General features: G+C 62.0%; 26 protein-coding genes, 1 tRNA gene and 2 riboswitches. Of the genes, 15 read left to right on the top strand and 12 right to left on the bottom strand.

Features of this window, described 5'->3' with window-relative positions:
- The first annotated feature begins 7 nt into the window (after positions 1-7).
- Complete coding sequence (locus tag ACNQ62_RS13775; RefSeq protein WP_005850947.1) at positions 8-592, top strand: exopolysaccharide biosynthesis protein; 585 nt, start codon at positions 8-10, stop codon at positions 590-592.
- Here ACNQ62_RS13775 and ACNQ62_RS13780 read toward each other — a convergent pair whose 3' ends face one another.
- From ACNQ62_RS13780 to thiB, 3 genes are read right to left on the bottom strand one after another with little or no spacing between them, the layout of a single operon-like run.
- Positions 593-1,285, bottom strand: coding sequence for an ATP-binding cassette domain-containing protein (locus ACNQ62_RS13780; RefSeq protein ID WP_286759677.1), 693 nt, complete (start codon positions 1,283-1,285; stop codon positions 593-595). It abuts the gene before it with no gap.
- A complete protein-coding gene (locus tag ACNQ62_RS13785; protein ID WP_418095089.1) occupies positions 1,272-2,828 on the bottom strand; it encodes a thiamine/thiamine pyrophosphate ABC transporter permease ThiP in 1,557 nt (518 codons plus the stop codon). Before ACNQ62_RS13785 ends, ACNQ62_RS13780 begins: the two co-directional genes overlap by 14 nt.
- Complete coding sequence (gene thiB / locus ACNQ62_RS13790; RefSeq protein ID WP_418095090.1) at positions 2,804-3,781, bottom strand: thiamine ABC transporter substrate binding subunit; 978 nt, start codon at positions 3,779-3,781, stop codon at positions 2,804-2,806. The genes ACNQ62_RS13785 and thiB overlap by 25 nt, the downstream gene beginning before the upstream one ends.
- Positions 3,782-3,815: 34 nt before the next feature.
- A riboswitch (TPP riboswitch) is annotated at positions 3,816-3,915 on the bottom strand.
- Between the two features lie 92 nt (positions 3,916-4,007).
- On the opposite strand from thiB, the gene aroC reads away from it, so the two are divergent.
- The 3 genes from aroC (at position 4,008) to ACNQ62_RS13805 (ending at position 7,246) form a co-directional block, all read left to right on the top strand.
- Positions 4,008-5,108 (top strand): chorismate synthase, encoded by a 1,101-nt coding sequence (aroC, locus tag ACNQ62_RS13795; protein ID WP_418095091.1) that lies wholly within the window; start codon positions 4,008-4,010, stop codon positions 5,106-5,108.
- 101 nt (positions 5,109-5,209) lie between these two features.
- Complete coding sequence (locus tag ACNQ62_RS13800) at positions 5,210-6,187, top strand: DMT family transporter (protein ID WP_418095092.1); 978 nt, start codon at positions 5,210-5,212, stop codon at positions 6,185-6,187.
- A 111-nt stretch (positions 6,188-6,298) separates the two neighbouring features.
- Positions 6,299-7,246, top strand: a complete 948-nt coding sequence (locus ACNQ62_RS13805) for a cyclase family protein (protein ID WP_037964653.1) — start codon at positions 6,299-6,301, stop codon at positions 7,244-7,246.
- 81 nt (positions 7,247-7,327) lie between these two features.
- Here ACNQ62_RS13805 and ACNQ62_RS13810 read toward each other — a convergent pair whose 3' ends face one another.
- On the bottom strand, positions 7,328-8,197 hold the full coding sequence (locus ACNQ62_RS13810) for a branched-chain amino acid aminotransferase (protein ID WP_005850954.1): 870 nt from the start codon (positions 8,195-8,197) through the stop codon (positions 7,328-7,330).
- A gap of 160 nt (positions 8,198-8,357) precedes the next feature.
- On the opposite strand from ACNQ62_RS13810, the gene ACNQ62_RS13815 reads away from it, so the two are divergent.
- The 5 genes from ACNQ62_RS13815 to dxs all read left to right on the top strand — a co-directional run bounded on the left by ACNQ62_RS13815 (position 8,358) and on the right by dxs (position 12,783).
- Complete coding sequence (locus tag ACNQ62_RS13815) at positions 8,358-8,870, top strand: MarR family winged helix-turn-helix transcriptional regulator (protein ID WP_418095093.1); 513 nt, start codon at positions 8,358-8,360, stop codon at positions 8,868-8,870.
- A complete protein-coding gene (locus ACNQ62_RS13820) occupies positions 8,867-9,568 on the top strand; it encodes a response regulator (protein ID WP_005850956.1) in 702 nt (233 codons plus the stop codon). The genes ACNQ62_RS13815 and ACNQ62_RS13820 overlap by 4 nt, the downstream gene beginning before the upstream one ends.
- A gap of 135 nt (positions 9,569-9,703) precedes the next feature.
- Complete coding sequence (locus ACNQ62_RS13825; protein ID WP_005850957.1) at positions 9,704-9,946, top strand: exodeoxyribonuclease VII small subunit; 243 nt, start codon at positions 9,704-9,706, stop codon at positions 9,944-9,946.
- Positions 9,900-10,838, top strand: a complete 939-nt coding sequence (locus ACNQ62_RS13830) for a polyprenyl synthetase family protein (RefSeq protein WP_418095094.1) — start codon at positions 9,900-9,902, stop codon at positions 10,836-10,838. Before ACNQ62_RS13825 ends, ACNQ62_RS13830 begins: the two co-directional genes overlap by 47 nt.
- Before the next feature lie 16 nt (positions 10,839-10,854).
- On the top strand, positions 10,855-12,783 hold the full coding sequence (gene dxs / locus ACNQ62_RS13835; protein ID WP_009825808.1) for a 1-deoxy-D-xylulose-5-phosphate synthase: 1,929 nt from the start codon (positions 10,855-10,857) through the stop codon (positions 12,781-12,783).
- Positions 12,784-12,810: 27 nt separating this feature from the next.
- Here the strand turns inward: dxs and ACNQ62_RS13840 are convergent, their stop codons facing one another.
- Entirely contained in the window at positions 12,811-13,245 is a 435-nt protein-coding gene (locus ACNQ62_RS13840) for a 6,7-dimethyl-8-ribityllumazine synthase (RefSeq protein ID WP_005850960.1), read from the bottom strand.
- An 80-nt stretch (positions 13,246-13,325) separates the two neighbouring features.
- A riboswitch (FMN riboswitch) is annotated at positions 13,326-13,484 on the bottom strand.
- Between the two features lie 66 nt (positions 13,485-13,550).
- On the opposite strand from ACNQ62_RS13840, the gene ACNQ62_RS13845 reads away from it, so the two are divergent.
- From ACNQ62_RS13845 to ACNQ62_RS13865, 5 genes are all read left to right on the top strand, one after another.
- The gene (locus ACNQ62_RS13845; protein WP_418095095.1) at positions 13,551-14,174 is read left to right on the top strand and encodes an FMN-binding negative transcriptional regulator; all 624 of its coding nucleotides are present in this window, start codon (positions 13,551-13,553) and stop codon (positions 14,172-14,174) included.
- A gap of 68 nt (positions 14,175-14,242) precedes the next feature.
- Positions 14,243-14,854, top strand: a complete 612-nt coding sequence (locus tag ACNQ62_RS13850; RefSeq protein WP_037944875.1) for a glutathione S-transferase — start codon at positions 14,243-14,245, stop codon at positions 14,852-14,854.
- Between the two features lie 176 nt (positions 14,855-15,030).
- Positions 15,031-15,591, top strand: coding sequence for a ubiquinol-cytochrome c reductase iron-sulfur subunit (gene petA, locus ACNQ62_RS13855; RefSeq protein ID WP_037942947.1), 561 nt, complete (start codon positions 15,031-15,033; stop codon positions 15,589-15,591).
- A 12-nt stretch (positions 15,592-15,603) separates the two neighbouring features.
- Positions 15,604-16,947, top strand: coding sequence for a cytochrome b (gene petB / locus ACNQ62_RS13860; RefSeq protein WP_005850964.1), 1,344 nt, complete (start codon positions 15,604-15,606; stop codon positions 16,945-16,947).
- Between the two features lie 5 nt (positions 16,948-16,952).
- On the top strand, positions 16,953-17,801 hold the full coding sequence (locus ACNQ62_RS13865) for a cytochrome c1 (protein ID WP_037942948.1): 849 nt from the start codon (positions 16,953-16,955) through the stop codon (positions 17,799-17,801).
- A gap of 132 nt (positions 17,802-17,933) precedes the next feature.
- Here the strand turns inward: ACNQ62_RS13865 and ACNQ62_RS13870 are convergent, their stop codons facing one another.
- From ACNQ62_RS13870 to dapF, 3 genes are read right to left on the bottom strand one after another with little or no spacing between them, the layout of a single operon-like run.
- The gene (locus ACNQ62_RS13870) at positions 17,934-18,293 is read right to left on the bottom strand and encodes a putative quinol monooxygenase (RefSeq protein ID WP_005850966.1); all 360 of its coding nucleotides are present in this window, start codon (positions 18,291-18,293) and stop codon (positions 17,934-17,936) included.
- A 60-nt stretch (positions 18,294-18,353) separates the two neighbouring features.
- A complete protein-coding gene (gene mtaB, locus ACNQ62_RS13875) occupies positions 18,354-19,610 on the bottom strand; it encodes a tRNA (N(6)-L-threonylcarbamoyladenosine(37)-C(2))-methylthiotransferase MtaB (RefSeq protein ID WP_074636232.1) in 1,257 nt (418 codons plus the stop codon).
- Positions 19,607-20,539, bottom strand: a complete 933-nt coding sequence (dapF, locus tag ACNQ62_RS13880) for a diaminopimelate epimerase (protein WP_418095299.1) — start codon at positions 20,537-20,539, stop codon at positions 19,607-19,609. The genes mtaB and dapF overlap by 4 nt, the downstream gene beginning before the upstream one ends.
- Before the next feature lie 104 nt (positions 20,540-20,643).
- Here dapF and ACNQ62_RS13885 point away from each other — a divergent pair.
- A tRNA-Lys gene (locus ACNQ62_RS13885) sits at positions 20,644-20,719 on the top strand.
- 81 nt (positions 20,720-20,800) lie between these two features.
- Here the strand turns inward: ACNQ62_RS13885 and ACNQ62_RS13890 are convergent.
- The 4 genes from ACNQ62_RS13890 to ACNQ62_RS13905 are packed head-to-tail and all read right to left on the bottom strand — an operon-like array spanning position 20,801 to position 24,641.
- On the bottom strand, positions 20,801-21,571 hold the full coding sequence (locus ACNQ62_RS13890) for a LamB/YcsF family protein (RefSeq protein ID WP_132997445.1): 771 nt from the start codon (positions 21,569-21,571) through the stop codon (positions 20,801-20,803).
- Positions 21,572-22,600, bottom strand: coding sequence for a biotin-dependent carboxyltransferase family protein (locus ACNQ62_RS13895; RefSeq protein ID WP_418095096.1), 1,029 nt, complete (start codon positions 22,598-22,600; stop codon positions 21,572-21,574). It lies immediately after the preceding gene.
- The gene (locus ACNQ62_RS13900) at positions 22,597-23,334 is read right to left on the bottom strand and encodes a 5-oxoprolinase subunit B family protein (RefSeq protein WP_418095097.1); all 738 of its coding nucleotides are present in this window, start codon (positions 23,332-23,334) and stop codon (positions 22,597-22,599) included. The genes ACNQ62_RS13895 and ACNQ62_RS13900 overlap by 4 nt, the downstream gene beginning before the upstream one ends.
- The gene (locus tag ACNQ62_RS13905) at positions 23,331-24,641 is read right to left on the bottom strand and encodes a TRAP transporter large permease (protein WP_009825820.1); all 1,311 of its coding nucleotides are present in this window, start codon (positions 24,639-24,641) and stop codon (positions 23,331-23,333) included. The genes ACNQ62_RS13900 and ACNQ62_RS13905 overlap by 4 nt, the downstream gene beginning before the upstream one ends.
- Positions 24,642-24,645 lie beyond the last annotated feature (4 nt).

The following is a 24,645-nucleotide window of genomic DNA, read 5'->3' on the forward strand; positions in this document are numbered from 1 at the left end:
GGGGTATATGCACAATATCGAGGAGCGTAGCCTCACCCATCTGCTGGACGGGATGGAACAAGCGGCCAGCCGCGAGACGGTCACGATCAACGATGTGCTGAACGAATTCGGAGAGCGGTCCCTGCTCCCTTTCATTCTGCTGGCCGCGCTGCTGTTGGTGTCGCCGCTGTCCGGTGTCTTTGGCGTGTCCAGTTTCATGGCGATGGTGATCATCGTGCTGTCGGCGCAGGCGGTCTATGGGCGCAAACGTCTGTGGTTGCCGCAGTTCCTGCTGCGCCGGGAGGTCAAGTCATCCCGGTTGCTGTTCTGCGTGCGGTGGCTGCGCAAGCCCGCTGCGTTTTTTGATCGCCACTCGGGCAAAAGGCTCCAGTTTCTGACGACAGGCCCGATGCGTCTGCTGACGTTGGTGACCTGCGTGATCCTGCCTGTGGGTTGGCCCTTGCTTGAATTCGTGCCCTTCGCGTCGTCCTTCGGGGGCGGGACGGTGGCGCTGTTCGCCTTTGGTCTGTTCACCCGCGACGGGCTTTATGTGCTGCTGGGGTATCTGACGATCCTGCTGACATCGCTGACCTTCTACGCCGTCATTTTCTGATTAACCCAGATAGGCGCGCAGCGCGTCGGGCGGGTTGTCCATCAGCGCTGCGGCAGGCTGCGGCGGATGTGCGGTGCCACCTTCGACAAAGATCACCTGATCCGCGATGCGGCGCACGTCTTCGGGGGCGTGGGTGACCATGATCAACGCGGCTTTGGTCTCTGCGGCGAGGGCGGCCACCAGATCCAGCATGTCGTTGCGCAGGGCGGGGCCAAGTGCGGCAAAGGGTTCGTCGAGCAGCACAAGCGGGCGGGCTTGCACCAGCACCCGTGCGAGGGCCACACGGCTTTGCTGCCCGCCGGAAAGCTCGGCAGGTTTGCGGGCAGCCATCCCCTGCAGCCCGACGCGATCGAGCGCCTCGTGTACACGGGTTTGGTCCGCGGTGCCGAGCCGCAGGTCGGGGCGCAGCCCCAGCCCCACATTCTGCATCACGCTGAGATGGGGGAAGAGGTTGTTGTCCTGAAAAAGCATCGTCATCGGCCGCGCACCGGGGGCGGCTTGGGTGATGTCCTTGCCCTGCCACAGCAGCCTACCGGACCTGAGCGGAATGAACCCGCAAAGCGCCCCCAGCAGGGTGGATTTCCCCGCACCCGAGGGGCCGATCACCGCATAGGTCTGCGCGGGCGCAAGGGTCAGGTCGGCGTGCAGGGTAAAGCTGCCTTGGGTGATCTGCGCGGTCTCAAGTGTCAGCATGCCAGCGCCCTCCCTTGTCGAATATCCAGAAAATCCCAAGCGACAGCGCCAGCAGGATCAGGGCCGCACCGGCCGCGGCCTCCATCCGGTAGGCCCCCATCAACCGGTACATCTGCAGCGGCAGGGTGGCACTGTCGGGGTCGGCAAACAAGGCGATGACCCCCAGATCTCCCATCGACAGGGCACCGGTCAGCCCCGCGGCAAAGCCGATCTGCGGGCGCAAGCGTGGCAGGATCAGCCAGCGCCAAAGCGGCCATCCACTCAGCCCCAGCATCTGCGCCTGCCGGCCATAGATCTGCACCGTGTCGCGCAGGCGGGGCACCAGAATACGCAGGGCAAAGGGCAGGGCCATCAGCGCATTGACCAGCGCCGTGACGGGCAGGGCCAGCGCAAAGGGGCTGGCGACAGGGTTGATCAGAATGAACCAGCCGGTGCCGATCATCAGCGGAGAGGCCGCAAGACCCAAGAGGCCCACGGCCTCTACCCCGCCGCGGGCGCGGGTCGCGATCCATCCGGCAAGGGGCAGAGCCAAGGCCAGCAAGACCACCACGCTGATCAGCGCCACGATGAGTGAGGTGCCCGCCGCCTGCCACACGCTGGCGGGCATTTGCGGCAGGCCGATCACCCCGCGCAGCACGACCGAGGTCAGGGGCAGCAGCAGAAACCCCGCCGCCAACGTGATGAACAGCGCGTCGAGCCCGCGTTGCAGCCCACCACGTGCGTCCCAGCGGTGCAGGGGGCGGTCCTGCCCGCCACCCAGACTGATCGCGGGGATGATCCACAGCGCCAGCGCGGCGGTGCTGCCCGCAAGCCCAAGCTGCACCAGCGACAGCAGCGCTGCACGGTTCAGGTCAAAGTCGAAACGGAACGCCTGATAGATCGCAAGCTCGATCGTCGTGGCGCGGGGGCCGCCGCCCAATGTCAGCGCGACGGCAAAGCTGGTCAGGCAGATCACAAAGATCAACGCCGCGGTGCCGGGCAGGATTTGCCGCAGGAGGGGAAGCTCGATGCTGCGAAATACCGCGCGCGGGGTCAGGCCAAGCTGTGCGGCCAGCCGGAACCGTTCCGCGGGCACGGTCTGCCACGCCTGCAACAACAGCCGTGTGGCCAGCGGGAGGTTAAAGAAGACATGCGCCAGCACCACGCCGTGCAGCCCGTAGATCGTGATGCCGGGCAATCCGACCGCCGACAGCGCCGTATTGAGCCAGCCCGCGCGGCCAAACACCGCAAGCACCCCCAGCACGGCGACAATCACCGGCAGGATGAACGGTGCCCCCAGCAGCGTAACCAGCAGCCCGCGCCCGACAAAGCGCCGTCGCGCCAAGGCGCGGGCGACAGGGATCGCCAGCACGGTAGACAGCAGGGCGGAAAGCGCGGCCTGTAACACGGTAAACCGGATCGCGGACCAATCGGCGGGGCCAAGCCCGCTGCCGAACTCGGCCCGCCACAGCACCGCCCCCACCGCAGCAAGGATCAGCGCCGCAACCAGAACGGCGGCGCTGATGCCGGATTTCGTGCTTATTGCGACAGCGCGGAGAGCCATTCGGCCAATGCTTCCTCGCGCAGGGCGGGCACGTCATCGTTCGGGATCAGCAGCGCCTTGCCCGGTTCGATCAACTGTTCAAAGCCTTCGGGCAGCCCGCCTTGGGGCGTGACGGCGGGGTACATCCAGTTGGTCGTGGGCAGCACCGATTGCGCCGCGTCCGATACCATGAACCGCATGAACTGATCGGCCAGCTCGGGCTGGTCGCTGCCCGCCAGTTTGCCGACCACTTCGATCTGCATGTAGTGGCCTTCGTCAAAGGCGGCGGCGGCTTTGGTCGCGTCCTCTTCGGCGATCAGGTGGTAAGCGGGGGATGTGGTATAGCTCAGCACCATGTCGGCTTCGCCCTCAAGAAACAGGCCGTAGGCTTCGGACCAGCCCTTGGTCACGGTCACGACATTATCCGCCAGACCTTCCCAGATCGCAGGGGCCTCGTCACCATAAGCGTCCTTGACCCACATCAGCAGGCCCAGACCGGGGGTAGAGGACCGCGGGTCCTGGATCACGATCTTGAGGTCACTGTCGGCCAGCGCGCGAAAATTCGCGGGCGGGGTCAGATCGGCGTTATGGACAAAGGCGAAATAACCCCAGTCATAGGGGACAAAGCTGTCGTCTTCCCATGTGACCGGCAGGTCATAATCCGCATCAACTGTGGCGGGCGCGAACAACCCTGTCTCCTTGGCCGCCGCGATCAGGCTGGTATCAAGCCCCAGCACCAGATCGGCGTCAGACCGCGCGCCTTCCAGCTTGAGCCGCGCCAGCAGCGCCGCGCCATCGCCCATGCCGACGAATTTCAGATCGCAGGCGCATTCGGCCTCGAAGGCCGCTTCGATCACCGGGCCGGGGCCCCATTCGGCGACAAAGCTATCGTAGGTATAGACCACCAGTTCGGGCGTATCGGCCCATGCTTGCGTGGCGAAAAGCGTGGTGGCAGCAAGTGTAAGATACTTCATGGCATCCTCCAAAATGCGGCGTCAGAAAGCGTTGGAGGTGTATCCAGACCTTCCCTCCGCCGGTGTTAACCGGTTCAGGTTCAACGGGTCCGTGCGCGCACATCTCAGCCTGTCAGGCCCCCCGAGGTATCTTATCGGTAGAACGCCTGTCGCCCGCGCGCAAGGTGAAACCCCTTGAGGCATGGTGCAGCCCCCGTTAAGGATCACCGCCAAAGGAGCACCGCCCATGTCGATCAACAGCTTTGGCCATCTTTTCCGCGTGACCACCTGGGGCGAAAGCCACGGGCCTGCTTTGGGGGCCACGGTGGACGGCTGCCCTCCCGGTGTGACGATCACCGAAGAGATGATCCAGCACTGGATGGACAAGCGCAAACCCGGCCAGAACAAATACACCACGCAGCGCCGCGAGGCGGATGAGGTGCGGATCCTGTCGGGCGTGTTCGAAGGTGTCACCACCGGCACGCCGATCCAGCTGATGATCGAGAACACCGATCAACGGTCGAAAGACTACGGCGACATCAAGGACAAGTTCCGCCCCGGTCACGCCGACATCACCTATTTCCAGAAATACGGCATCCGCGATTATCGCGGGGGCGGGCGGTCCTCGGCACGTGAAACGGCGTCGCGTGTGGCGGCGGGTGGCCTTGCGCGCGAAGCGATCAAGGCGATTGCGCCGAATGTGCAGATCACCGGCTACATGGTGCAGATGGGCCCCCACAAGATCGACCGCGATGCGTTCGACTGGGACCAGATCGAACAGAACCCGTTCTGGGTGCCCGACGCCAAAGCGGCAGAAGACTGGGCGGCGTATCTGGACGGTCTGCGCAAATCCGGATCCTCCGTCGGTGCGATCATCGAGGTGACAGCGCGCGGCGTGCCCGCGGGCCTTGGCGCGCCGGTCTATGGCAAGCTCGACACCGATCTTGCCGCCGCGATGATGAGCATCAACGCCGTCAAAGGCGTGGAGATCGGCGAAGGCATGTCCGCCGCCATGCTGACCGGAGAGCTGAACGCGGACGAGATCAGCATGGGCCCCGACGGCCCTGTCTATTCGTCGAACCACGCGGGCGGTATTCTGGGCGGCATCAGCACCGGTCAGGACATCGTGCTGCGTTTCGCGGTCAAGCCAACGTCAAGCATTCTGACCACACGCAAGACAATCACCAAGACCGGCGAAGACACAGAGATCATTACCAAAGGCCGCCATGACCCTTGCGTTGGCATCCGCGCCGTGCCGGTGGGCGAAGCGATGATGGCCTGCGTCTTGCTTGACCATATGCTGTTGCACCGCGGTCAGGTCGGCGAAAACCGCGGCATCATCGGCTAAGTCGCGCGGAACGCTTGGATTTTCCGCATGTTGGCGGGAATACGACGCGCAAGTTGACGCGGGGTCTTGCAACTTGAAACCTGCAGGCGCAAGCATGCGCCATGCAAAGCACCACGACAGAGCACCGCCCCGGCCGGGCCATCGCCCTTAAACTGGGGGCGGTCTTTCTGTTCTCGGTCATGGCGGCCCTCATCAAGATCGCGACGGCCACCGTGCCCGCCGCCCAGGCCGTGTTCTACCGGTCGTTCTTTGCCTTCCCGATGATCATCCTGTGGCTATGGCAAAGCGGCGACCTGCGCGACGGGCTGAAGCCGAGCAATCTGATGGGCCACGTCTGGCGCGGCGTTTTCGGGACCACGGCGATGGCGCTGACCTTTGCCGGGCTTAGCCTGCTGCCTCTGCCAGAGGTCACCGCGATCGGCTATGCCACGCCGCTTTTCACGGTAATCTTCGCCGCGATATTTCTGGGCGAACAGGTGCGTGTGTTCCGACTGTCTGCGGTGGCCGTGGGGTTGATCGGCGTGCTGATCGTTCTGTACCCCCGCTTTACCGTAGGCGGGGACAGCGTGTCGCAGCTTGCCATGCTGGGGGCGATGATGGTGGTTGCCGCGTCGATCATGCGCGCGCTTGTCCAGATCCACGTGCGCCGATTGGTGCAAACCGACAGCACGGCGGCCATCGTGTTCTATTTTTCGCTGACCGCGACCTGCCTGTCGTTCCTCACGCTGCCCGCAGGCATGGTGATCAACTGGGAGCCGCTTTGGTGGGTGAACCCCGGTTGGCAAATCTCGGCACTGTTGATCCTGTCGGGCATGATCGGCGGGGTGTCGCAGATCATGATCACGGCCTCTTACCGCTTTGGCCCGGTGTCGATGCTCGCGCCATTCGACTATGCCTCCATGCTGTTCGCGGTGTTGATCGGCTGGGTGCTTTTCAGCGAAATCCCGACGCCTGCAATCCTAATCGGTGCCGGTCTGGTCATCGCCGGCGGTGCCGCGATCATCTGGCGGGAACGGCAGTTGGGGCTGGATCGGTCCAAATCCAAGGCCAGCAGCACGCCACAGGGGACACCCAGCTGATCGGTTGAAATTACGTGCCCTGATTGAATTTCATGTTAGCCTAACCCTCTGGGGTGTGGAGCAGCGGGTATCCCGTCGGTGCTGCACCCTGTTTTCTGGGAGGGAAGAAAGATGAAATTTACCAAGATTATCGCAACTGCCGTGTCCATTGGCGTCGGGGCATCTGCCGCATGGGCGCAAGACTGTGACCATTCGCATTGGGGCCCTGACGACCAGCTGGGATCGGCGAACCTGATCTCGACCGAGCGCACGTTGGAGGCCGCCAAGCTGATCAAGCAGGGCAAATCGATGCCGCTCGGGATCGTGATCGGGCCGGATACACCTGCCTTCCCGCCCCGTTCGCTGAGCCTTCAGGTGGTCCAACCGAACCAGCACGGCGGCCAAAAGCTGTCGTCCTTTGGCTATGAGGGCAATTATAACGACGATCTGCTGCAAACCTGGATCGGTATCGGGTCGCAGTTGGACGGGCTTGGGCATCTGGGCGAAGACGGGATGTATTATAACTGCCTAGACGAAAAGGAAATCTCGGCGATCAGCGGCCTGACCAAATTGGGAACGCATGCCGTGCCGCCCTTGGTCGGGCGCGCCGTGATCATCGATATGGCCAAGCACATGGGCAAGGATGTGTTGGCCGCCGGTGAGCATTTTGGCGAGGCAGAGATTACCGCCGCGATGGAGGCGCAGCAGATCACGGTAAACGAGGGTGATATCGTGCTGTTTCACACCGGCTGGACCGACGGCATGATGGAAAGCGACCCAACGGCCTGGGGGTCCACCGAACCGGGGCTGAACAACGAAGGCGCGGTGTTTATGGCGTCGATGAACCCGATGGCCGTGGGTGCAGACACATGGGGCCTAGAAGCCATTCCACCGAAAGAGGGGGACAAGGTGTTTTATGGCCATGTCACGCTGCTCAAGGATAACGGCATCTATATTCTGGAGACGATGAACACAGGCCCGCTGGTCGCTGAAGGCGTGCAAGAGTTCATGTTTGTGCTCGGGCAGCCGCTGATCAAAGGCACGGTACAGGCGATGATCAATCCGGTCGCGCTTTACTAACACGACGTGCTGCACCGCAGGTGCGGACATGAAAACGGCGCGGGGGGAGAACCCTCGCGCCGTTTGTTTTGATGGGGCAGTTCAGGACCGGACGAGCTTTTCGTAGTCTTCCGAAATCTCGCGGGTGAGCGCGCCAACCTCGAAGGTGTAGTCGCCGATCTGTCCGACGGGTGTGACCTCGGCCGCGGTGCCGGTCAGCCAGCATTGCTCGAAGCCTTCCAGCTCTTCCGGCATGATGTGGCGTTCGTGCACGGTCAGGCCCTTTTCCTTGAGCATCCCGATAACGGTCTGACGGGTCAGCCCGTTCAGGAAGCAATCGGCCAGCGGCGTGTGCACTTCGCCGTCCTTGACGAAAAAGATGTTCGCGCCAGTCGCTTCGGCCACATAGCCACGATAGTCCATGAACAGCGCGTCGGAACAGCCCTTGGCCTCTGCCGCGTGTTTGGAGGTGGTGCAGATCATATACAGGCCCGCCGCTTTGGCGTGTACGGGGATCGTTTCGGGCGACGGGCGCTTCCATTTCGAGATGTCGAGCTTGGCGCCCTTCATCTTGGCGTCGCCGTAATAGTTGCCCCATTCCCAGCCTGCGATGGCCAGACGTACAGGGTTGCGCGCCGCCGAGACCCCCATGTCGGGGCCGGCACCACGCCACGCGACCGCGCGGACATAGGCATCGGTCCAGCCGTTCGCCTTGAGCATTTCGTATTTCGCGGCTTCGATCTCGTCCACGGAATAGGGGATTTCGAAGTCGAGGTATTGCGCCGATTTGCGCAGCCGTTCCGAATGCTCGCGGCCTTTGAAAATCTTGCCATTGTAGCAGCGTTCGCCCTCGAACACCGATGACGCATAGTGCATGGCGTGGGTCAGGATGTGGACATTGGCGTCGCGCCAATCGACCATTTTACCGTCCAACCAGATTTTGCCGTCGCGATCGTCGTATGCGCCGTCCATGATGTATCCTTCCTCAAAGCACCTCGGGATTTATGAAAATTGCGTGAAACCCGCTGCGTGCAGACATATAATTACGCAAAACATGGGATTCGATAGCCTTTGACTCTTGGAAAGTCAATAACGCTGACGTAAGCTCTTGGCGCAGCAAGGGGAGAGTATAATGGCAGACGGACGCGGCCCATCATCACACACGGGCGAGAACCTGCTGTTCCTGACGGATGAACAGCTGCGGCAGGGGATCGAGGCGATGTTCTTTGCCTACCGCGGCTTTACAGCCGACCCTGACAAGATCCTGGTGGATATGGCCTATGGCCGTGCGCACCACCGTGCGATACACTTTATCAACCGGGCCCCGGGCACGACGGTAAACAACCTTCTGGGGATTTTGGGTGTTACAAAACAATCCCTTAATCGTGTATTGCGCACGCTGATCGCCGATGGTCTTGTCAAAAGCCAAGTGGGAAAAGCAGACAAGCGGGAGCGGCACTTGTATCTGACTGACGCCGGGCGCGCGCTCGAACAGACATTGTCTGATGCACAACGGATGCGGATGCGCAGTGCGTTCCGCGACGCGGGCCCCGAGGCGGTGGCCGGTTTCCGCACCGTGCTAGAGGCGATGATGGACCCCGAAATGCTCCATTGTTACACCCGTCTGAAGGAAAACGGCGCGTGAACGAGGCCGACGCACACCTGCTGATCGTCGATGACGACGAACGTATTCGCACGCTGCTGCAGAAGTTCCTGATGCGGCACGGGTTCCTTGTGACCTCGGCCCGCGATGCCGCCCATGCGCGGCGTATTCTGGCGGGGCTGGATTTTGACCTGATCGTGCTGGATGTGATGATGCCGGGCGAGGATGGTCTAAGCCTGACCCGCAGCCTGCGCGAAGACATGCAAACGCCGATCCTGCTGCTGACCGCCAAGGGCGAGACGGGCAACCGGATCGAAGGGCTGGAAGCGGGGGCGGATGATTACCTTGCCAAACCGTTTGAACCCAAAGAGCTGCTGTTGCGGATCAACGCGATCCTGCGGCGTATGCCCGACACCCGCGTGGCTGATACCGCGCCCAAGGTGCTGTCGATGGGGCCGATCCGCTATGACATCGAACGCGGAGAGCTGTGGCAGGGCGACGATCTGGTGCGGCTGACCGCCACCGAAATCCAGCTCATGCGCATTTTCGCGGCCCAACCCGGCGCCGCGCTGAGCCGGTCAAAACTGGTGGAGGAACTGGGCCGTGACCGCGGGCAGGCGCAGGAACGTGCTGTCGATGTGCAGATCACCCGTTTGCGCCGCAAGATCGAAGACAATCCCAAACAGCCCCGCTATCTGCAAACCGTGCGCGGCGCGGGCTATATGCTGGCCCCCGACTGATCACGCGCTGCCTTGGCGGTAAATGTGGTGTCGTGGCGTAAGAGAATTTGCGCCCAAGAAATCGGCACGGTCACTGGAAGCTATGGCGCGGGCGGGCTATGGTCAGGCCAAGTTTGATTGATGGGATTCACGGCAATGACGGATACTCCGGTAGAAGAGATGAGCTTTGAGGCAGCGATGGCCGAACTGGAAAAGGTTCTGGGCCAGCTGGAACGCGGCGATGTGGCGCTGGATGAAAGCATTTCGCTTTACGAACGTGGGGCCAAGCTCAAGAAACGCTGCGAGACCAAGCTGAAGGAAGCCGAAGAGAAAGTCGCGCAGATCACGCTGGATGGCGACGGCAACCCTGTCGGAGTGGCTCCTGTTGGCGGGGTTTGACATCTCGCTTGAGACAGAGCTGACGCGCAAACCGTTTCATGCGGCCATGCCCCATGCTGCGGATCTGGCGATTGGCCAGATCCTGCACGGGCTTGGCGGGTTGGACGGCACCGTGGCCGAGGCGATGCGCTATGCCGTGACAGGCGGCAAGGGCCTGCGGGCTTTTCTAGTGATCGAAAGCGCGCGGTTGCACGGGGTGATGGACGCGCAGGCCGCCCCCGCCGCCGGCGCGATCGAGGCGCTGCACGCCTATTCGCTGGTGCATGATGACATGCCTTGCATGGATGATGACGCCCTGCGTCGGGGTCAACCCACGGTACATGTGAAATGGGACGAGGCGACGGCGGTTCTGGCGGGCGATGCGCTGCAGACATTGGCGTTTGAACTGGTCGCGGCAACGGGCTGCGGCGACGCTGAACGGATTGCGCTGGTCACGGGGCTGGCGCGGGCTGCCGGTGTGCGCGGCATGGTGGGCGGGCAGGCGATGGACATCGCCGCCGAAACCGCACGCCAGCCGCTGACGCTGGACCAGATCACGACGCTTCAGGCCGGCAAGACCGGTGCGCTGATCGAATGGGCCGCGACGGCGGGGCCGGTGATGGCGGGCGATGATGCCGCCGCGCTGCGCAGCTATGCGCGCAACCTCGGGCTGGCGTTCCAGATCGCGGATGACATTCTTGACGTCGAAGGCGATGCCGCCACGGTGGGCAAGGCCGTCGGCAAGGATGCCGACGCGGGCAAGGCGACCTTTGTGTCGCTGCTGGGGCTGGACCCCGCCCGCGCCCGCGCCCGTGATCTTGTCGATGCTGCCTGTGATGCCCTGTCCCCCTACGGCAGTGACGCCGAAACCTTGCGAGACGCGGCCCGCTTCGTTATTGCCCGCAAAAGCTGATCCGGTGGAGAGCCAGATGACCGATAGACCAGATACGCCCCTTTTGGACCGCGTGAACCGCCCTGCCGATCTGAAGAATTTCTCGGATGCAGAGCTGGTGAAACTGTCCCATGAACTGCGGGCAGAGACGATTTCTGCCGTATCTGAGACGGGCGGCCATCTGGGCGCGGGTCTGGGCGTGGTTGAACTGACGGTCGCGATCCATTCGGTGTTTGATACGCCGAAGGACAAGCTGATCTGGGATGTGAGCCACCAGTGCTACCCGCATAAGATCCTGACCGAACGCCGCGACCGTATCCGCACCTTGCGTATGAAAGACGGGTTGAGCGGATTTACCAAACGCAGTGAATCCCCCTACGACCCCTTTGGTGCTGCGCATTCGTCGACCTCTATCAGCGCGGCTTTGGGCTTTTCGGTGGCACGTGATCTGGGCGGCAATGTCCCCGAAGGTCTGGGCGATGCGATTGCGGTGATCGGCGATGGGTCGATGTCGGCGGGCATGGCCTATGAGGCGATGAACAACGCGGGCCATCTGAAAAAACGGATGTTCGTCATCCTGAACGACAACGAGATGTCGATCGCGCCGCCGGTGGGGGCGATGTCCACATACCTCAGCCGTCTTTATGCCGAAGAGCCGTTTCAGGATTTCAAAGCCGCGGCCAAGGGCGCTGTCAGCATGTTGCCCGGCCCGTTCCGCGAAGGGGCCAAGCGCGCCAAGGATATGCTCAAGGGCATGGCCGTGGGCGGTACGTTGTTCGAACAGCTTGGGTTTTCCTATCTCGGGCCGATTGACGGGCATGACCTGAACCAGTTGCTGCCGGTGTTGCGCACGGTCAAGGCGCGGGCGACGGGGCCGGTGCTGATCCATGTGATCACCAAAAAGGGCAAGGGGTATGGCCCCGCCGAAGCCGCCCGTGACAAGGGCCACGCGACCGCCAAGTTCAATGTGCTGACGGGCGAGCAGAAGAAAGCGCCGTCAAACGCGCCCAGCTATACCCGCGTCTTTGCGGACAGCCTGATCGCCGAGGCCGCAAAAGACGACAAGATCTGCGCCGTGACAGCCGCGATGCCGGATGGGACAGGGCTGAACCTTTTCGCCGAACGCTACCCCAGCCGGTGCTTTGACGTGGGGATCGCGGAACAGCACGGTGTGACATTCTCTGCCGGATTGGCGGCAGGCGGGATGAAGCCGTTCTGCACGATGTATTCGACCTTCCTGCAGCGCGGCTATGATCAGGTGGTGCATGACGTGGCGATCCAGCGCTTGCCGGTGCGCTTTGCGATTGATCGCGCGGGGCTGGTCGGGGCGGATGGTGCCACTCATGCCGGTGCCTTTGACGTGGCGTTTTTGGCGAACCTGCCCGATTTCGTCGTGATGGCTGCCGCGGATGAAGCAGAGCTGGTGCATATGGTGGCGACGGCGGCGGCCTATGACGACGGGCCGATTGCCTTCCGCTTCCCACGAGGTGAAGGCGCGGGCGTGACCATGCCCGAACGCGGCGAACCGCTGGAGATCGGCAAGGGGCGCATCATCGCCGAGGGCAAGCGCGTGGCGCTGCTGTCCTTTGGCACGCGCCTGTCAGAGGTGGAAAAAGCCGCCGAGGCGCTGCGGGCCAAGGGCATCACGCCGACCATTGCCGACGCCCGCTTTGCCAAGCCGCTTGACCGCGAGATGATCCTGTCGCTGGCCGCCGATCACGAGGCGCTGATCACCATCGAAGAGGGTGCAGTCGGCGGTTTCGGCAGCCATGTGGCACAGCTTCTGGCGGATGAGGGCGTGTTCGACGCGGGGCTGAAATACCGTTCGATGGTGCTGCCCGATATCTTTATCGATCAGGCGAGCCCTGCGGATATGTATGCGGTCGCTGGGATGAACGCCGAACATATCGAGGCCAAAGTGCTGGATGTGTTGGGCATCGCCAGCATCGGGGCGCAGCGGGCCTGACGCACAGGCCCGCGCGGTAAACCCGTCTTACGCGTCAAGCAGTTGACGCGCCGCGACGATGCCAAGCGCTGCCGAAGCGGCCTCGCGCCCCTTTTCGACGAAATGCGCGCGGTAGATCGCATTGTGGTGGTCGGTTTCCTGATAATGGTGCGGCGTTAGCGACACCGAGAGGACGGGCACGCCCGTATCAAGGCCTACGCGCATCAACCCGTCAACCACGGCTGTCGCCACGAAATCATGCCGGTAGATGCCGCCATCGACCACGAAGGCCGCGCAGATCACCGCATCGTATTTGCCGGATTTGGCCAAGGTCTGCGCCATCAGCGGCATTTCGAACGCGCCGGGGACATCGACAACATCGATCTGGCTTGCGGGGATGGTTTCGGAAAACCCGTCATAGGCACGATCAACGATATCGGCGTGCCAGCGTGCTTTTACAAAGGCGTAGCGGGTGTGTGTCATAGTGATCTCCTTTATTACGTCAGCGACACAAGTCACCCAAGGCGATCACGATTGCGGACGGCCCCAAGGGGCCGCTACAAACGCATTCTCTTTCATCCGGACTATGACCGTCGGCTCTGGCATCTCACCAGATCTGCTGACCCGGCGCATCCCGAAGGGATGTCGCCAGCGCTCGCGGGCTCGTGGCACTGGGGCCACATACCGCCGGTGGGGAATTGCGCCCCGCCCTGAGAATAGGGATACGTTGCCAAGGCAGGGGCGCGTCTGCAATACCAAAAGCGCGTTTGCAGTTTGGACCCTACGTTATGCACCCGAATCCCGTTTACCACGACGCCGACACCGCCAAGAACATCGCCTTTGCCCGCGACCGCAGCTTTGGCTTGCTTGCAGCCAATGGCAGCGACGGCCCGTTGATCAGCCATGTGCCGTTTTTGCTGAACGAAGCAGGGGATCAGGCGGATCTGCATCTGGTCAGGTCAAACCCGATTGCGCGGGCGCTCAAACCCGCGCTGCCGGTCAAGCTCGCCATCAGCGGGGGCGATAGCTATGTCTCGCCCGACTGGTACGACATCGACGATCAGGTGCCGACGTGGAACTATGTGGCGGTGCATCTGACCGGCACGCTGGAACTCCGCCCGCAAGAAGAGCTGCTGGACCTGCTGGATCGCCAGTCTGCCTGGTTCGAGGATCGTCTGCTGCCCAAGCCGCCGTGGACTACCGCCAAGATGAACCCCGTGACCATGCAGAAAATGATGCGCATGATCGTGCCCTGCCGGATGCGGATCACCGGTGTCGACGGGACGTGGAAGCTGAGCCAGAATAAACCCGATGCGGTGCGACTGGCCGCTGCCGACGGGGTAGAGGCGCACGGCTTTGGCGCGGGAACAGGCAGTTTGGCCGACCAGATGCGCGCGGCAAAAGGCGCCTGATCAACAAACGATTGCACCGCGCGCGGATGACGGTGATAGTTCGCCAGAACCCCGAGGAGGAGACACCCGTGAAACTATCCTATTCCCCGACATCACCCTATGTCCGCAAGGTCATGGTATTGCTGCACGAAACCGGCCAGATCGAAGATGTGACGCTTGAGAATATCTCGACCACGCCGCTGGCGCCTGATGCCGCGCTGCTGCCGAACAACCCGCTGGCCAAAGTACCGGCACTGGTGCGCGACGAGGGGCCTGCGCTGTATGATAGCCGTGTAATCTGCGCCTATCTGGATGACCGCGCGGGCGGCAAGCTTTATCCCACGGGCAGCCGCCGCTGGGACACGCTGACGCTTGAGGCAACGGCGGATGGTATGCTGGATGCGGCGCTATCGATGGTCTACGAGGGCCGGATGCGCCCCGAAGGCAAGCAGATGCCAGAATGGGTCGAGGGTCAGTGGTCCAAGATCGAACGGGCGTGCGCGGCGCTGAACACACGCTGGATCAGTCAGCTTTCCGGTCCGCTGGATATGGGGCAGATCGCCGTCGGCTGCGCCTTGGGATACCTTGATTTCCGGCATGACGCGCGCAATTGGCGCAAGGGAAACGACGCTTTGGCCGATTGGGCGCGCCGCTTTGATTCGCGTGCATCCATGCAGGCCACTGCCCCTCCGGCAGGATAAAAGCGCAAAAAATCCGGTCTGCACCCTTGAAGGAATGCAACACTGCGACGGTTTGCGCGACAAAGGTATCTGGACGTGCGCGACGCAGCCCGCTAGTAACCAAAAGAATTGTGGGAGGTGCGTCAGCGCCGCCCCTTGATTTAATGGCCGTCAGGCCCTCGATTTGGAGTTAACCCGTGTCCCAAGCAGAAGATCACGCAGGCACCCGGAGGGATTTCCTCTATTACGCCACAGCTGGTACAGGTGCGGTCGCCGTCGGCGCGGCAGTCTGGCCATTGGTCAATCAGTTGAACCCATCCGCAGATGTGAAGGCGCTGTCGTCCATCCGCGTCGATGTGTCCGCTGTTGAGCCAGGTACACAGCTCACGGTCAAATGGTTGGGTAAGCCGGTGTTCATCCGCCGCCGTACCGAAGAAGAAATCGCCAAGGCACGTGACGTTGAAATGTCCGAGCTGCCCGATCCGGGCGCCGAGAACGCCAACATCGCAGCCGGTGCCCCCGCGACGGATGAAAACCGCGCCATGGCCGGTAAAGAAGACTGGCTGGTGATGATGGGCGTCTGTACCCACCTGGGCTGCGTGCCTTTGGGCGACGCAGGTGACTTTGGCGGCTGGTTCTGCCCCTGCCACGGGTCGCACTATGACACTGCGGGCCGTATCCGCAAAGGGCCAGCACCGCGCAACCTGCCGGTGCCAATCGCAGAATTCGTGGATGAAACCACGATCAAACTAGGTTAAGGGAGAACGGGAATGGCTGGAATTCCTCACGACCATTACGAGCCGAAATCTAACGGAGAGAAGTGGCTGCACACCCGTCTTCCCGTTGTCGGACTGCTGTATGACACATTGATGATCCCGACACCGAAGAACCTGAACTGGATGTGGATCTGGGGCATTGTTCTGACGTTCTGTCTGGCACTGCAAATCGTGACCGGCATCGTGCTGGCGATGCACTACACCCCCCATGTCGATGTCGCCTTCTCGAGCGTTGAACACATCATGCGGAACGTGAACGGCGGCTACATGCTGCGCTATCTGCACATGAACGGCGCGTCGCTGTTCTTTGTTGCGGTCTACGCGCACATCTTCCGCGGCCTGTACTACGGGTCGTATAAAGCGCCACGTGAAATCACGTGGATCGTCGGCATGCTGATCTACCTTCTGATGATGGCAACCGGCTTTATGGGCTATGTTTTGCCTTGGGGTCAGATGTCCTTCTGGGGCGCAACGGTTATCACCGGTCTGTTCGGTGCGATCCCGTTCATCGGGGAAAGCCTGCAAACGCTTCTGCTGGGCGGGCCTGCGGTCGATAACGCCACGCTGAACCGTTTCTTCAGCTTGCACTACCTGCTGCCCTTCGTGATTGCCGGTCTGGTGATCGTGCACATCTGGGCCTTCCACACCACCGGGAACAACAACCCCACAGGGGTCGAGGTCCGTCGCACAAGCAAGGAAGACGCAGAGAAAGACACGCTGCCCTTCTGGCCCTACTTCGTGATGAAAGACCTGTTCGCGCTGGCCGTGATCCTGGTTGTTTTCTTTGCGATCGTGGGTTTCATGCCGAACTATCTGGGCCACCCCGATAACTATATCGAGGCGAACCCGCTTTCGACGCCTGCACACATCGTGCCTGAATGGTACTTCCTGCCGTTCTACGCGATCCTGCGTGCCTTTACTGCCGAAGTCTGGGTTGTTCAGATTGCGTCCTTCGTGACCGGTGGCATCATCGACGCCAAGTTCTTTGGTGTTCTGGCGATGTTCGGTGCGATCGCGGTGATGGCGCTGGTGCCTTGGCTGGACACATCCTCGGTGCGTTCGGGCCGCTATCGTCCCATGTTCAAGTGGTGGTTCGCGCTGCTGGTGATCGACTTCTTCGCGCTGATGTGGCTGGGTGCCATGCCTGCGGAAGAGCCCTATGCCAGCTTCTCGCTGATCGCTTCGGCCTATTGGTTCGCATACTTCCTGGTGATCCTGCCGCTTCTGGGTGTGATCGAGAAACCAGCGCCGCAGCCTGAAACCATCGAAGCCGACTTTGACGCGCATTACGCGCCAAAAACCGGCGGCACCAAGACGCTGGTCAAGCCAGCAGAGTAAGGACCATGACAATGATCAAGAAAACCTTCCTTTCGGCTGTTGTCGCCTTGGGCTTTGCAGGTTCCGCTGCTTTCGCCGCCGGTGGTGAAGCGCATGTCGAAGACTTTGACTTCTCTTTCGAAGGGCCTTTCGGGTCCTTCGATGCCAACCAGCTGCAACGCGGTCTGCAAATCTATACCGAGGTATGCTCTGCCTGCCACGGGATGAAGTTTGTGCCGATCCGTACACTTGCGGATGAAGGTGGCCCCCACCTTCCCGAAGATCAGGTGCGTGCCTATGCCGCGAACTTTGATATCTTCGACCCCGAGCTGGACGACACACGCCCCGGCACGCCGGTTGACCATTTCCCTGAGTCCGCGTTGGATACCGCGCCCGACCTCAGCTTGATGGCCAAGAAGCGCGCCGGTTTCCACGGGCCTTACGGTCTGGGGATCAACCAGTTCTTCAAAGGCATCGGCGGACCCGAATACATCGCGTCCCTGATGGTCGGCTATGAAGAAGCGCCTGCCTGTGCCCCCGAGGATTTCCCCGGTCACTACAACACGGCGTTCCCAAGCGGCGGTATCCCCGAATCCTGTAAGGACGAGAATGGCCACGCCACAATCGAAGGCAGCTGGATCGCAATGGCACCCCCGCTGTACGGTGACGACGTGACCTATAACGACGGCCACGATTCTGACTTGCACCACGAAGCCGAAGACGTTGCGGCCTTCCTGATGTGGACAGCCGAGCCCAAGATGATGGCACGCAAGCAAGCCGGTTTTGCTGGCGTTCTGTTCCTGACGCTACTGTCGGTATTGCTGTACCTGACCAACAAACGTCTGTGGGCCCCTGTGAAACACAAGGAAGACTGATCTTCCTTCACGCGGCCAATGCCTGAACATAGCCCCCCGATCCATTTTGGTTCGGGGGGCTTTCTTTTTTGGGGGTAATCGGCTGGTCGCCAAACGCGCTGGCAGGACACCGCCACAGACGGTGTCCGTGGCTTAGCGGTGGAAGCCTGCCACGCGGTCCAGCCGCACACCGCCATAGCCCGCAAGCACGGACATCACCGCGGCGGTGGCAGGGCCGTAGACGGTTAAACGCACCGGCATAAACAGCTCTGTAAACCGGTCAGCAAAGCGGCCACCGAACTGCGCAAAATGCGCCATCACGGCTGCGTTGTCCGCATAACGTTCCAGCACAGTGCAGGTGCGTCGGTCGTCGGACATGTAGAATTCGCAATGCAGCGTACGCGGTTCGTCTGCCTCTGCAGCCTGTACCATTTCCTCAAGCAATGGTTGGACATTGTCGCCCTGACCATCCCGCACGTCCATCTCGAGGACCCATTCGATAATTTCGCTCATGTTAACCCTTTCTCGCTAGGGAATCACCCTAGAGGAGAAAGGTTTACAATCTGCAACGTCTCACACAGCCAGCAGATGCCCTGCATTCTGGCCGGTGATCGTGGCCGAAATGATCGCGCCCTCGGTCTGGGGGGTGGCAAAATGGGTTTCGGTGAATTGTTCGGTCCGGCCCATGGTGGGGCTTTCCATCAACACCTGATGGGCGCGACCTTGTTGGGCCGCCAAATGGCGCGCGACCTGCGCGTCACCCGCAGCACGCAGCTGCGCCGCGCGTTCCTTGATGAGCGTGCCGTTCACCGCAGGCATCCTTGCAGCGGGCGTGCCTTCGCGCGCCGAATAGGGGAAGACATGCAGCCATGTCAGATCGCAGTCCGTCACCAGCTTGAGCGAGTTTTCGAACATCGCGTCGGTTTCGGTGGGGAAACCGGCGATGATGTCGGCCCCAAAGGTCATGTCGGGACGCAGTTTGCGGGCCTCTTGGGCAAAACGGATCGCATCGTCGCGCAGGTGGCGGCGTTTCATGCGTTTCAGGATCATGTCGTCGCCGTGCTGCAAGGACAGATGCAGGTGCGGCATCAAGCGGGGCTCGGTGGCGATGGCCTGCATCAGGTTCTCGTCCACCTCGATCGAATCGATGGAGCTGATCCGCAGGCGTGGCAGGTCGGGCACCAGCCGCAGGATGCGCATCACCAGATCCCCCAGCTTGGGCGTCGCGGGAAGGTCCGCACCCCAACTGGTTAGATCGACGCCGGTCAGAACGACTTCGTTAAAGCCCTTGTCGACCAGCCGCTTGATCTGATCCACCACGACCCCCGCGGGGACCGAGCGGGAGTTGCCGCGGCCATAGGGGATGATGCAGAAGGTACAGCGGTGATCGCAGCCGTTCTGGACCTGCACATAGGCCCGACTGCGCGTGCCGAATCCGTCGATCAGATGCCCCGCCGTTTCGGTCACCGACATGATGTCATCGACCTGCAGCGCCTCTGTCTCGCCGATGAAATCAGCCGCCAACCCCTGCCACGTCGCGCCGACCATCTTTTCGGTGTTGCCGATGACCGCGTCGACCTCTGCCATCTTGGTAAAGGTCTCCGGTTCGGTCTGGGCGGCGCAGCCGGTGACGATCAAACGCGCGTCGGGGTTGGCCTTACGCAGCTTGCGGATGTCCTGACGCGCCTTGCGCACGGCCTCGGCGGTGACGGCGCAGGTGTTGACGATTACCGCGTCTTTCAGGCCAGCCTGTTCGGCCAGTTCCTTCATCGCTTCGGTCTCATAGGCGTTCAGGCGGCAGCCGTGATTCGAGAAGATCGGGGCGCTCATGTCAGGCTTTCCAGAAACGAAGGGGTCAGCACGCCGCTGAAGACATGGGCCGAGGGGCCGGTCATCCAGACGCCATCCTCGCGCCAGTCGATGTGCAGCGTGCCACCGTCCAGATCAATGCGCACGGCGCGGCCTGTCAGCCCTCTGCGTGCCGCTGCCACGGCCGTCGCACAGCTAGAGGAGCCGGAGGCCAGCGTGATGCCCACACCCCGTTCCCACACGCGCATACGGATGTGATCGGGGCCGATGATCTGGGCGATCTGCACATTGGTGCGTTCGGGGTAAAGCGCGTGATGCTCGATACCGGGGCCAAAACCGGCCAGATCAGTCGCGTCGACATCATCAACAAAGAAGGTGCAATGGGGGTTGCCCATGCCGGTGGCTGTCGGCGCACCGTCGATTGGCAGCTCAAGCGTATCCATCTGGCGAGCAAGCGGAATTTCGTCCCAGTCAAGCTGCGGGTGACCCATGTTGACCGATGTCAGGCCATTGCCTGCATCCCGCGCCGCCAGATCGCCGCGGTCGGTGGTCAGGTGCAGTTGGGTCTTGCCGGTTTCCTCCATCAGGAACCGCGCGATGCAGCGCGTGGCATTGCCACAAGCGGCAGAGGTAGAGCCGTCGGCGTTGAAGAACGTCAGATGCGCATCAGCGGCGCCATTGGTGATCACGGCCAGCTGGTCAAAGCCCACGCCGAACTGGCGATGTCCGATGGCCTGCGCAAGGGCAGGGGTCACCTTAGTGAGCGCCGGGGTGCCGTCGGCACGCAAAGCACCGTCGCGCGCATCCAGCATTTCTTTTTGGCGCGCATCCAGCACGACCTTTTCGCGCGCGTCTAGCACGACTTTTTGGCGCGCATCCAGCACGACAAAATCATTGCCCAGCCCATGCATCTTCATGAAGGGCAAACCGTTGGTCAGATCACTATACATTCGGCGCATATAACGCGGCATTTGAAACTAATCCAGCGAGAGTGAAATTTTTCGTAAGTTTCCGCTTGACCCCAAGGCCGCACCTTTCTAGATACCCGCCTAGTGGGCCGTTAGCTCAGTTGGTAGAGCAACTGACTTTTAATCAGTAGGTCGATGGTTCGAACCCATCACGGCTCACCACTACTTTCCAGTCTGACTGGAACGGATAAAAACAGCGCCCCTCGGGGCGCTGTTTTTCGTTTCAGGTGTTGGGTTTAGGGCTTAGCCCGTATGGCCTTCAAAACATTTCAGCGCGATCCCTGCTTCTTGCAGGGATGATTTGACCGCGCGGGCAATGTCGACGGCTTCGGGGGTGTCGCCGTGCAGACAGATCGTATCGATCGCGGCAGGAATTGTTTGGCCGCCCTCGGTCAGAATCGCACCGGCTTTGACCATTTTGACCATCCGTTCGCCCGCCAGTGCTGCATCGTGAATCACCGCACCGGGTTTAGAGCGGTCGACCAGCGTCGCGTCGTCGTTATAAGCGCGGTCGGCAAAGATCTCTCCGGCCCACTTACAGCCAAGCGATTGCACCGCGTCCTGCTGCGCCGTGGCGGCCAGCACCATGACGATCAGATCAGGCGCGACGCTGAGCGCGGCCTCATAAAGATCGCGGGCCAGTATCTCGTCCTCTGACGCCATATTGGCGAGCGCGCCGTGCAGTTTCAGGTGGCGGACCGATGTGCCAAGGCTGCGGGCCATGCCGACGCTGGCGGCGACCTGATAGCGGACCTGATTTTGCAGCGTGCCCCGTGGCACCGACATGCGGTTGCGGCCAAAACCGGCCAGATCCATGAAACCGGGGTGCGCACCGATACCGACGCCATTGTCACGCGCCAGCGCCATTGTGGCAGACATCACATCGGCGTCGCCCGCATGGCCGCCACAGGCGATGTTGGCAGAGCTGATGATTTGCAACAAAGCGGCATCATCGCCCATTTTCCACGGGCCAAAGCTTTCGCCCATATCGGCATTCAGATCGACGGTCGGCATTTAATGCTCCTCTTCAAAGGGGTTGTCGGTGGCAGAGATCGCGCCCCCCACCAGCTGATAGGCCAGCAGGTTGCGGATTTTGGCAGGGTCGCGGACCAGCGGCGTGACCTGCCCGCCAAGCGCTTTGATGTCTTGGCGGTGCTGCGTCTCGAGCGTGATGGCCTGTTCCAGCGTGATGAATTCGAACCGGATCGCGGTGCCCGATGCGGCTTGCGCCACGCGGGGCAGGTCGCGGGGAATCACGGTCCCGATGCGGGGATAGCCGCCGGTGGTCTGGCATTCGCCCATCAGCACGAATGGTGCGCCGTCACCGGTGATCTGGATGTCGCCGGGCACGATGACCTCGGACAGGATGGACAGACCGCCCTCGGCGCTGAAACCGTCGCCGTCGTGGTCCATGCGCACGCCCATGCGGTTGGCACGCGGGTCGCGGGTAAAGGCGGTGGTCTCGAAGCGTTTGCGTTCATCAGCGGTAAAGTGGTCGGTCTGCATGCTGGCCACGACGCGCACGGTGCCGCCGTCAAAACGACTGTCGCGGGGCAGTTGTAGCCCCGTTTCGCGCGACTTGTCCGGCCCGAGGGGCAGCGCGCCGCCCGCAGCAAGCGGCTGGCCCAGCCCGGCGCTTAGGTGGCTGGCCCGTGCCCCCAACAGTGTGTCAGAGACGATGCCCCCGCCCACATGCAGATAGCCATAGGTGCCGCCCGAGGTGCCGCCAATGGTCAGCTTTGCGCCCGCGGGCAGCATGTGGCTGGCGTTCCAGACGATGGCATCCCCGTCGATGCTGGCGGCCATGGTGGCCCCTGTCAGGGCGATACGGATGTCGGCGTCAGCCGTGAAGGTCCCGCCGGTGCCTGTCATCTCTATCACCGCAAGCTCGGGCGATTGGCCCAGCAGGGCAGCCCCTTCGTAAAGCGCCACGGGATCGGCGGCACCGCCCTTTGTAAGCCCTTGGGCACGCCAACCGGGACGGCCCATATCCTGTATCGTCAGGGCGGGACCGGCTTGGGAAATGGTGAGGGTCGCGCTCATGCCAGCACCTCTGTCTCTGCGCCGCCCTGGCCGGTTTCATCTGCGGCGGTGATCTTGTCATATTCGGCGCGCGATATGGAGGGGAAGCACAGCTCGTCCCCCGGTGACAGGGCAAAGGGCGTGTCGCTGCGCGGGCGGAAGGTCTTGAATACGGTCTGCCCGATATGGCGCCAGCCGGTGGGGGAGGCATTGGTGAAGATAATCAGCTGCCGGATCGCCACGATCAACGCGCCGGCGGGGACGGATTTTGTCAGCCCCTGCTGGCGCGGAATATCCCAGTTCTGCGGCAGTTCGCCCATATAGGGCTGGCCGGGGGCAAAGCCGATGGTCAGCACCCGCACGCGCGCCTGCGACAGCTGTGCAATCGCCGCATCGGGGTCCAGCCCCGCAAGCTCTGCCGCTTCTTCAAGCTGTGGCGCAAGGTCGGTGCCATAGACCGTTGGCACATGCCACAGCGTCCGCCCCGTCGGCAGGTCAGAGGTGTACCAGTCGCGCGTTGCCAGCAGATCGTGCAGCCGGTCCAGCAGGGTGTCCACCGAAGCCGCCACCAGATCGATCTGCAGGAAGGTGGACACCAGCGAGGTGCTCGTCTCTGTCACCTCGGGCCAGTCGGCGGCATCCACGGCGGCGCGAAACGACAGGGCGGCGCGGTTCGCGGGCTCTGACATCGTGTCGGCAAAACGCACCAGCACGCCGGACAGGCCAACGGTCTGGATCAGGGGGAAGTCGGTCATTGGGGCACCTGCCTTAGATTTTCGGGCAGCCAGGTCGCGATGTCGGGGAAGAAGATCAGGACAAAGACCATCACCACCATGATAAGGAACATCGGCAAGGCGGCTTTGGTGATATATCCCATCTCGTGATCCGTCATGCCTTGCAGCACGAACAGATTGAACCCGATCGGCGGCGTGATCTGCGCCATCTCGACCACGACCACAACAAAGATTCCGAACCAGATCAAGTCGATCCCCGCACCGCGCACCATCGGTTCAACGACAGCCATCGTCAGCACGACCGACGAAATACCATCAAGGAACATGCCCAGTACGATATAGAATACCAGCAGCGCCATCAGCAGTTGAAAGCGCGTCAGTTCAAGCGCTGCAATCCCGTCCGCCAGCGCACGCGGCAGGCCGGTAAAGCCCATCGACAGTTTAAGAAAGGCCGCGCCTGCAAGGATCAATGCGATCATGGCAGAGGTGCGCATCGCCCCCATCAGGCTTTCCTGAAAGCTGGTCCAGTTCAGCGACCCCTGCATCAACGCCAGCGCCAGCGACCCTAGCACACCGATGGCCGCCGCCTCTGTCGCGGTGGCGTAGCCCAGATACATCGACCCGATCACCACCGTGATCAGCCCGAAGACCGGCAACAGAAAGCGCGAGTTGCGCAGCTTGGCGGCAAAGCTCATCCCTGTCTCGACGCTGGGGTTCCAGTCCTTCGAGGTCAGCGCGATAAAGGCGACATAGGCCATGAACATCAGCGCCAGAATAAGCCCCGGCAGGACGCCGGCAAAGAACAGTTCGGTGATGCTTTCGTTCACGGTGACGCCGTAAACGATCAGCGCGAGCGAGGGCGGGATCATCAGCCCCAGCGTGGCGGCACCGGCCAGCGTGCCGATGATCATCTTTTCGGGATAATTGCGCGCCCGCAGTTCGGGGATCGACATTTTGCCCACGGTCGACAGCGTCGCGGCAGACGACCCTGACACGGCGGCAAACACGGTGCAGCCGACGATATTGGTATGCACCAGCCCGCCGGGCAATTTCGCCAGCCACGGCGACAGCCCTTTGAACATATCCTCGGATAGCCGCGTCCTGAATAGAATCTCACCCATCCAGATGAACAGCGGCAGCGCGGTCAGCGTCCACGAGCTGGACGAGGCCCAGATCGTCGTGACCATAGCATCGCCAACCGGGCGGGTGGTAAACAGTTCCATCCCGAACCAGGCGACGCCCATCAGCGCCAGGCCAACCCAGACGCCGGTGCCCAGCAGGAACAGCAGCACAGTGATAAACAGAATGATCGCGTAAAGTTCCGTCACAGCG

It is taken from the genome of Sulfitobacter sp. SBS6 (assembly GCF_048285585.1).
In the GTDB taxonomy this organism is placed as follows: Bacteria; Pseudomonadota; Alphaproteobacteria; order Rhodobacterales; family Rhodobacteraceae; genus Sulfitobacter; species Sulfitobacter pontiacus.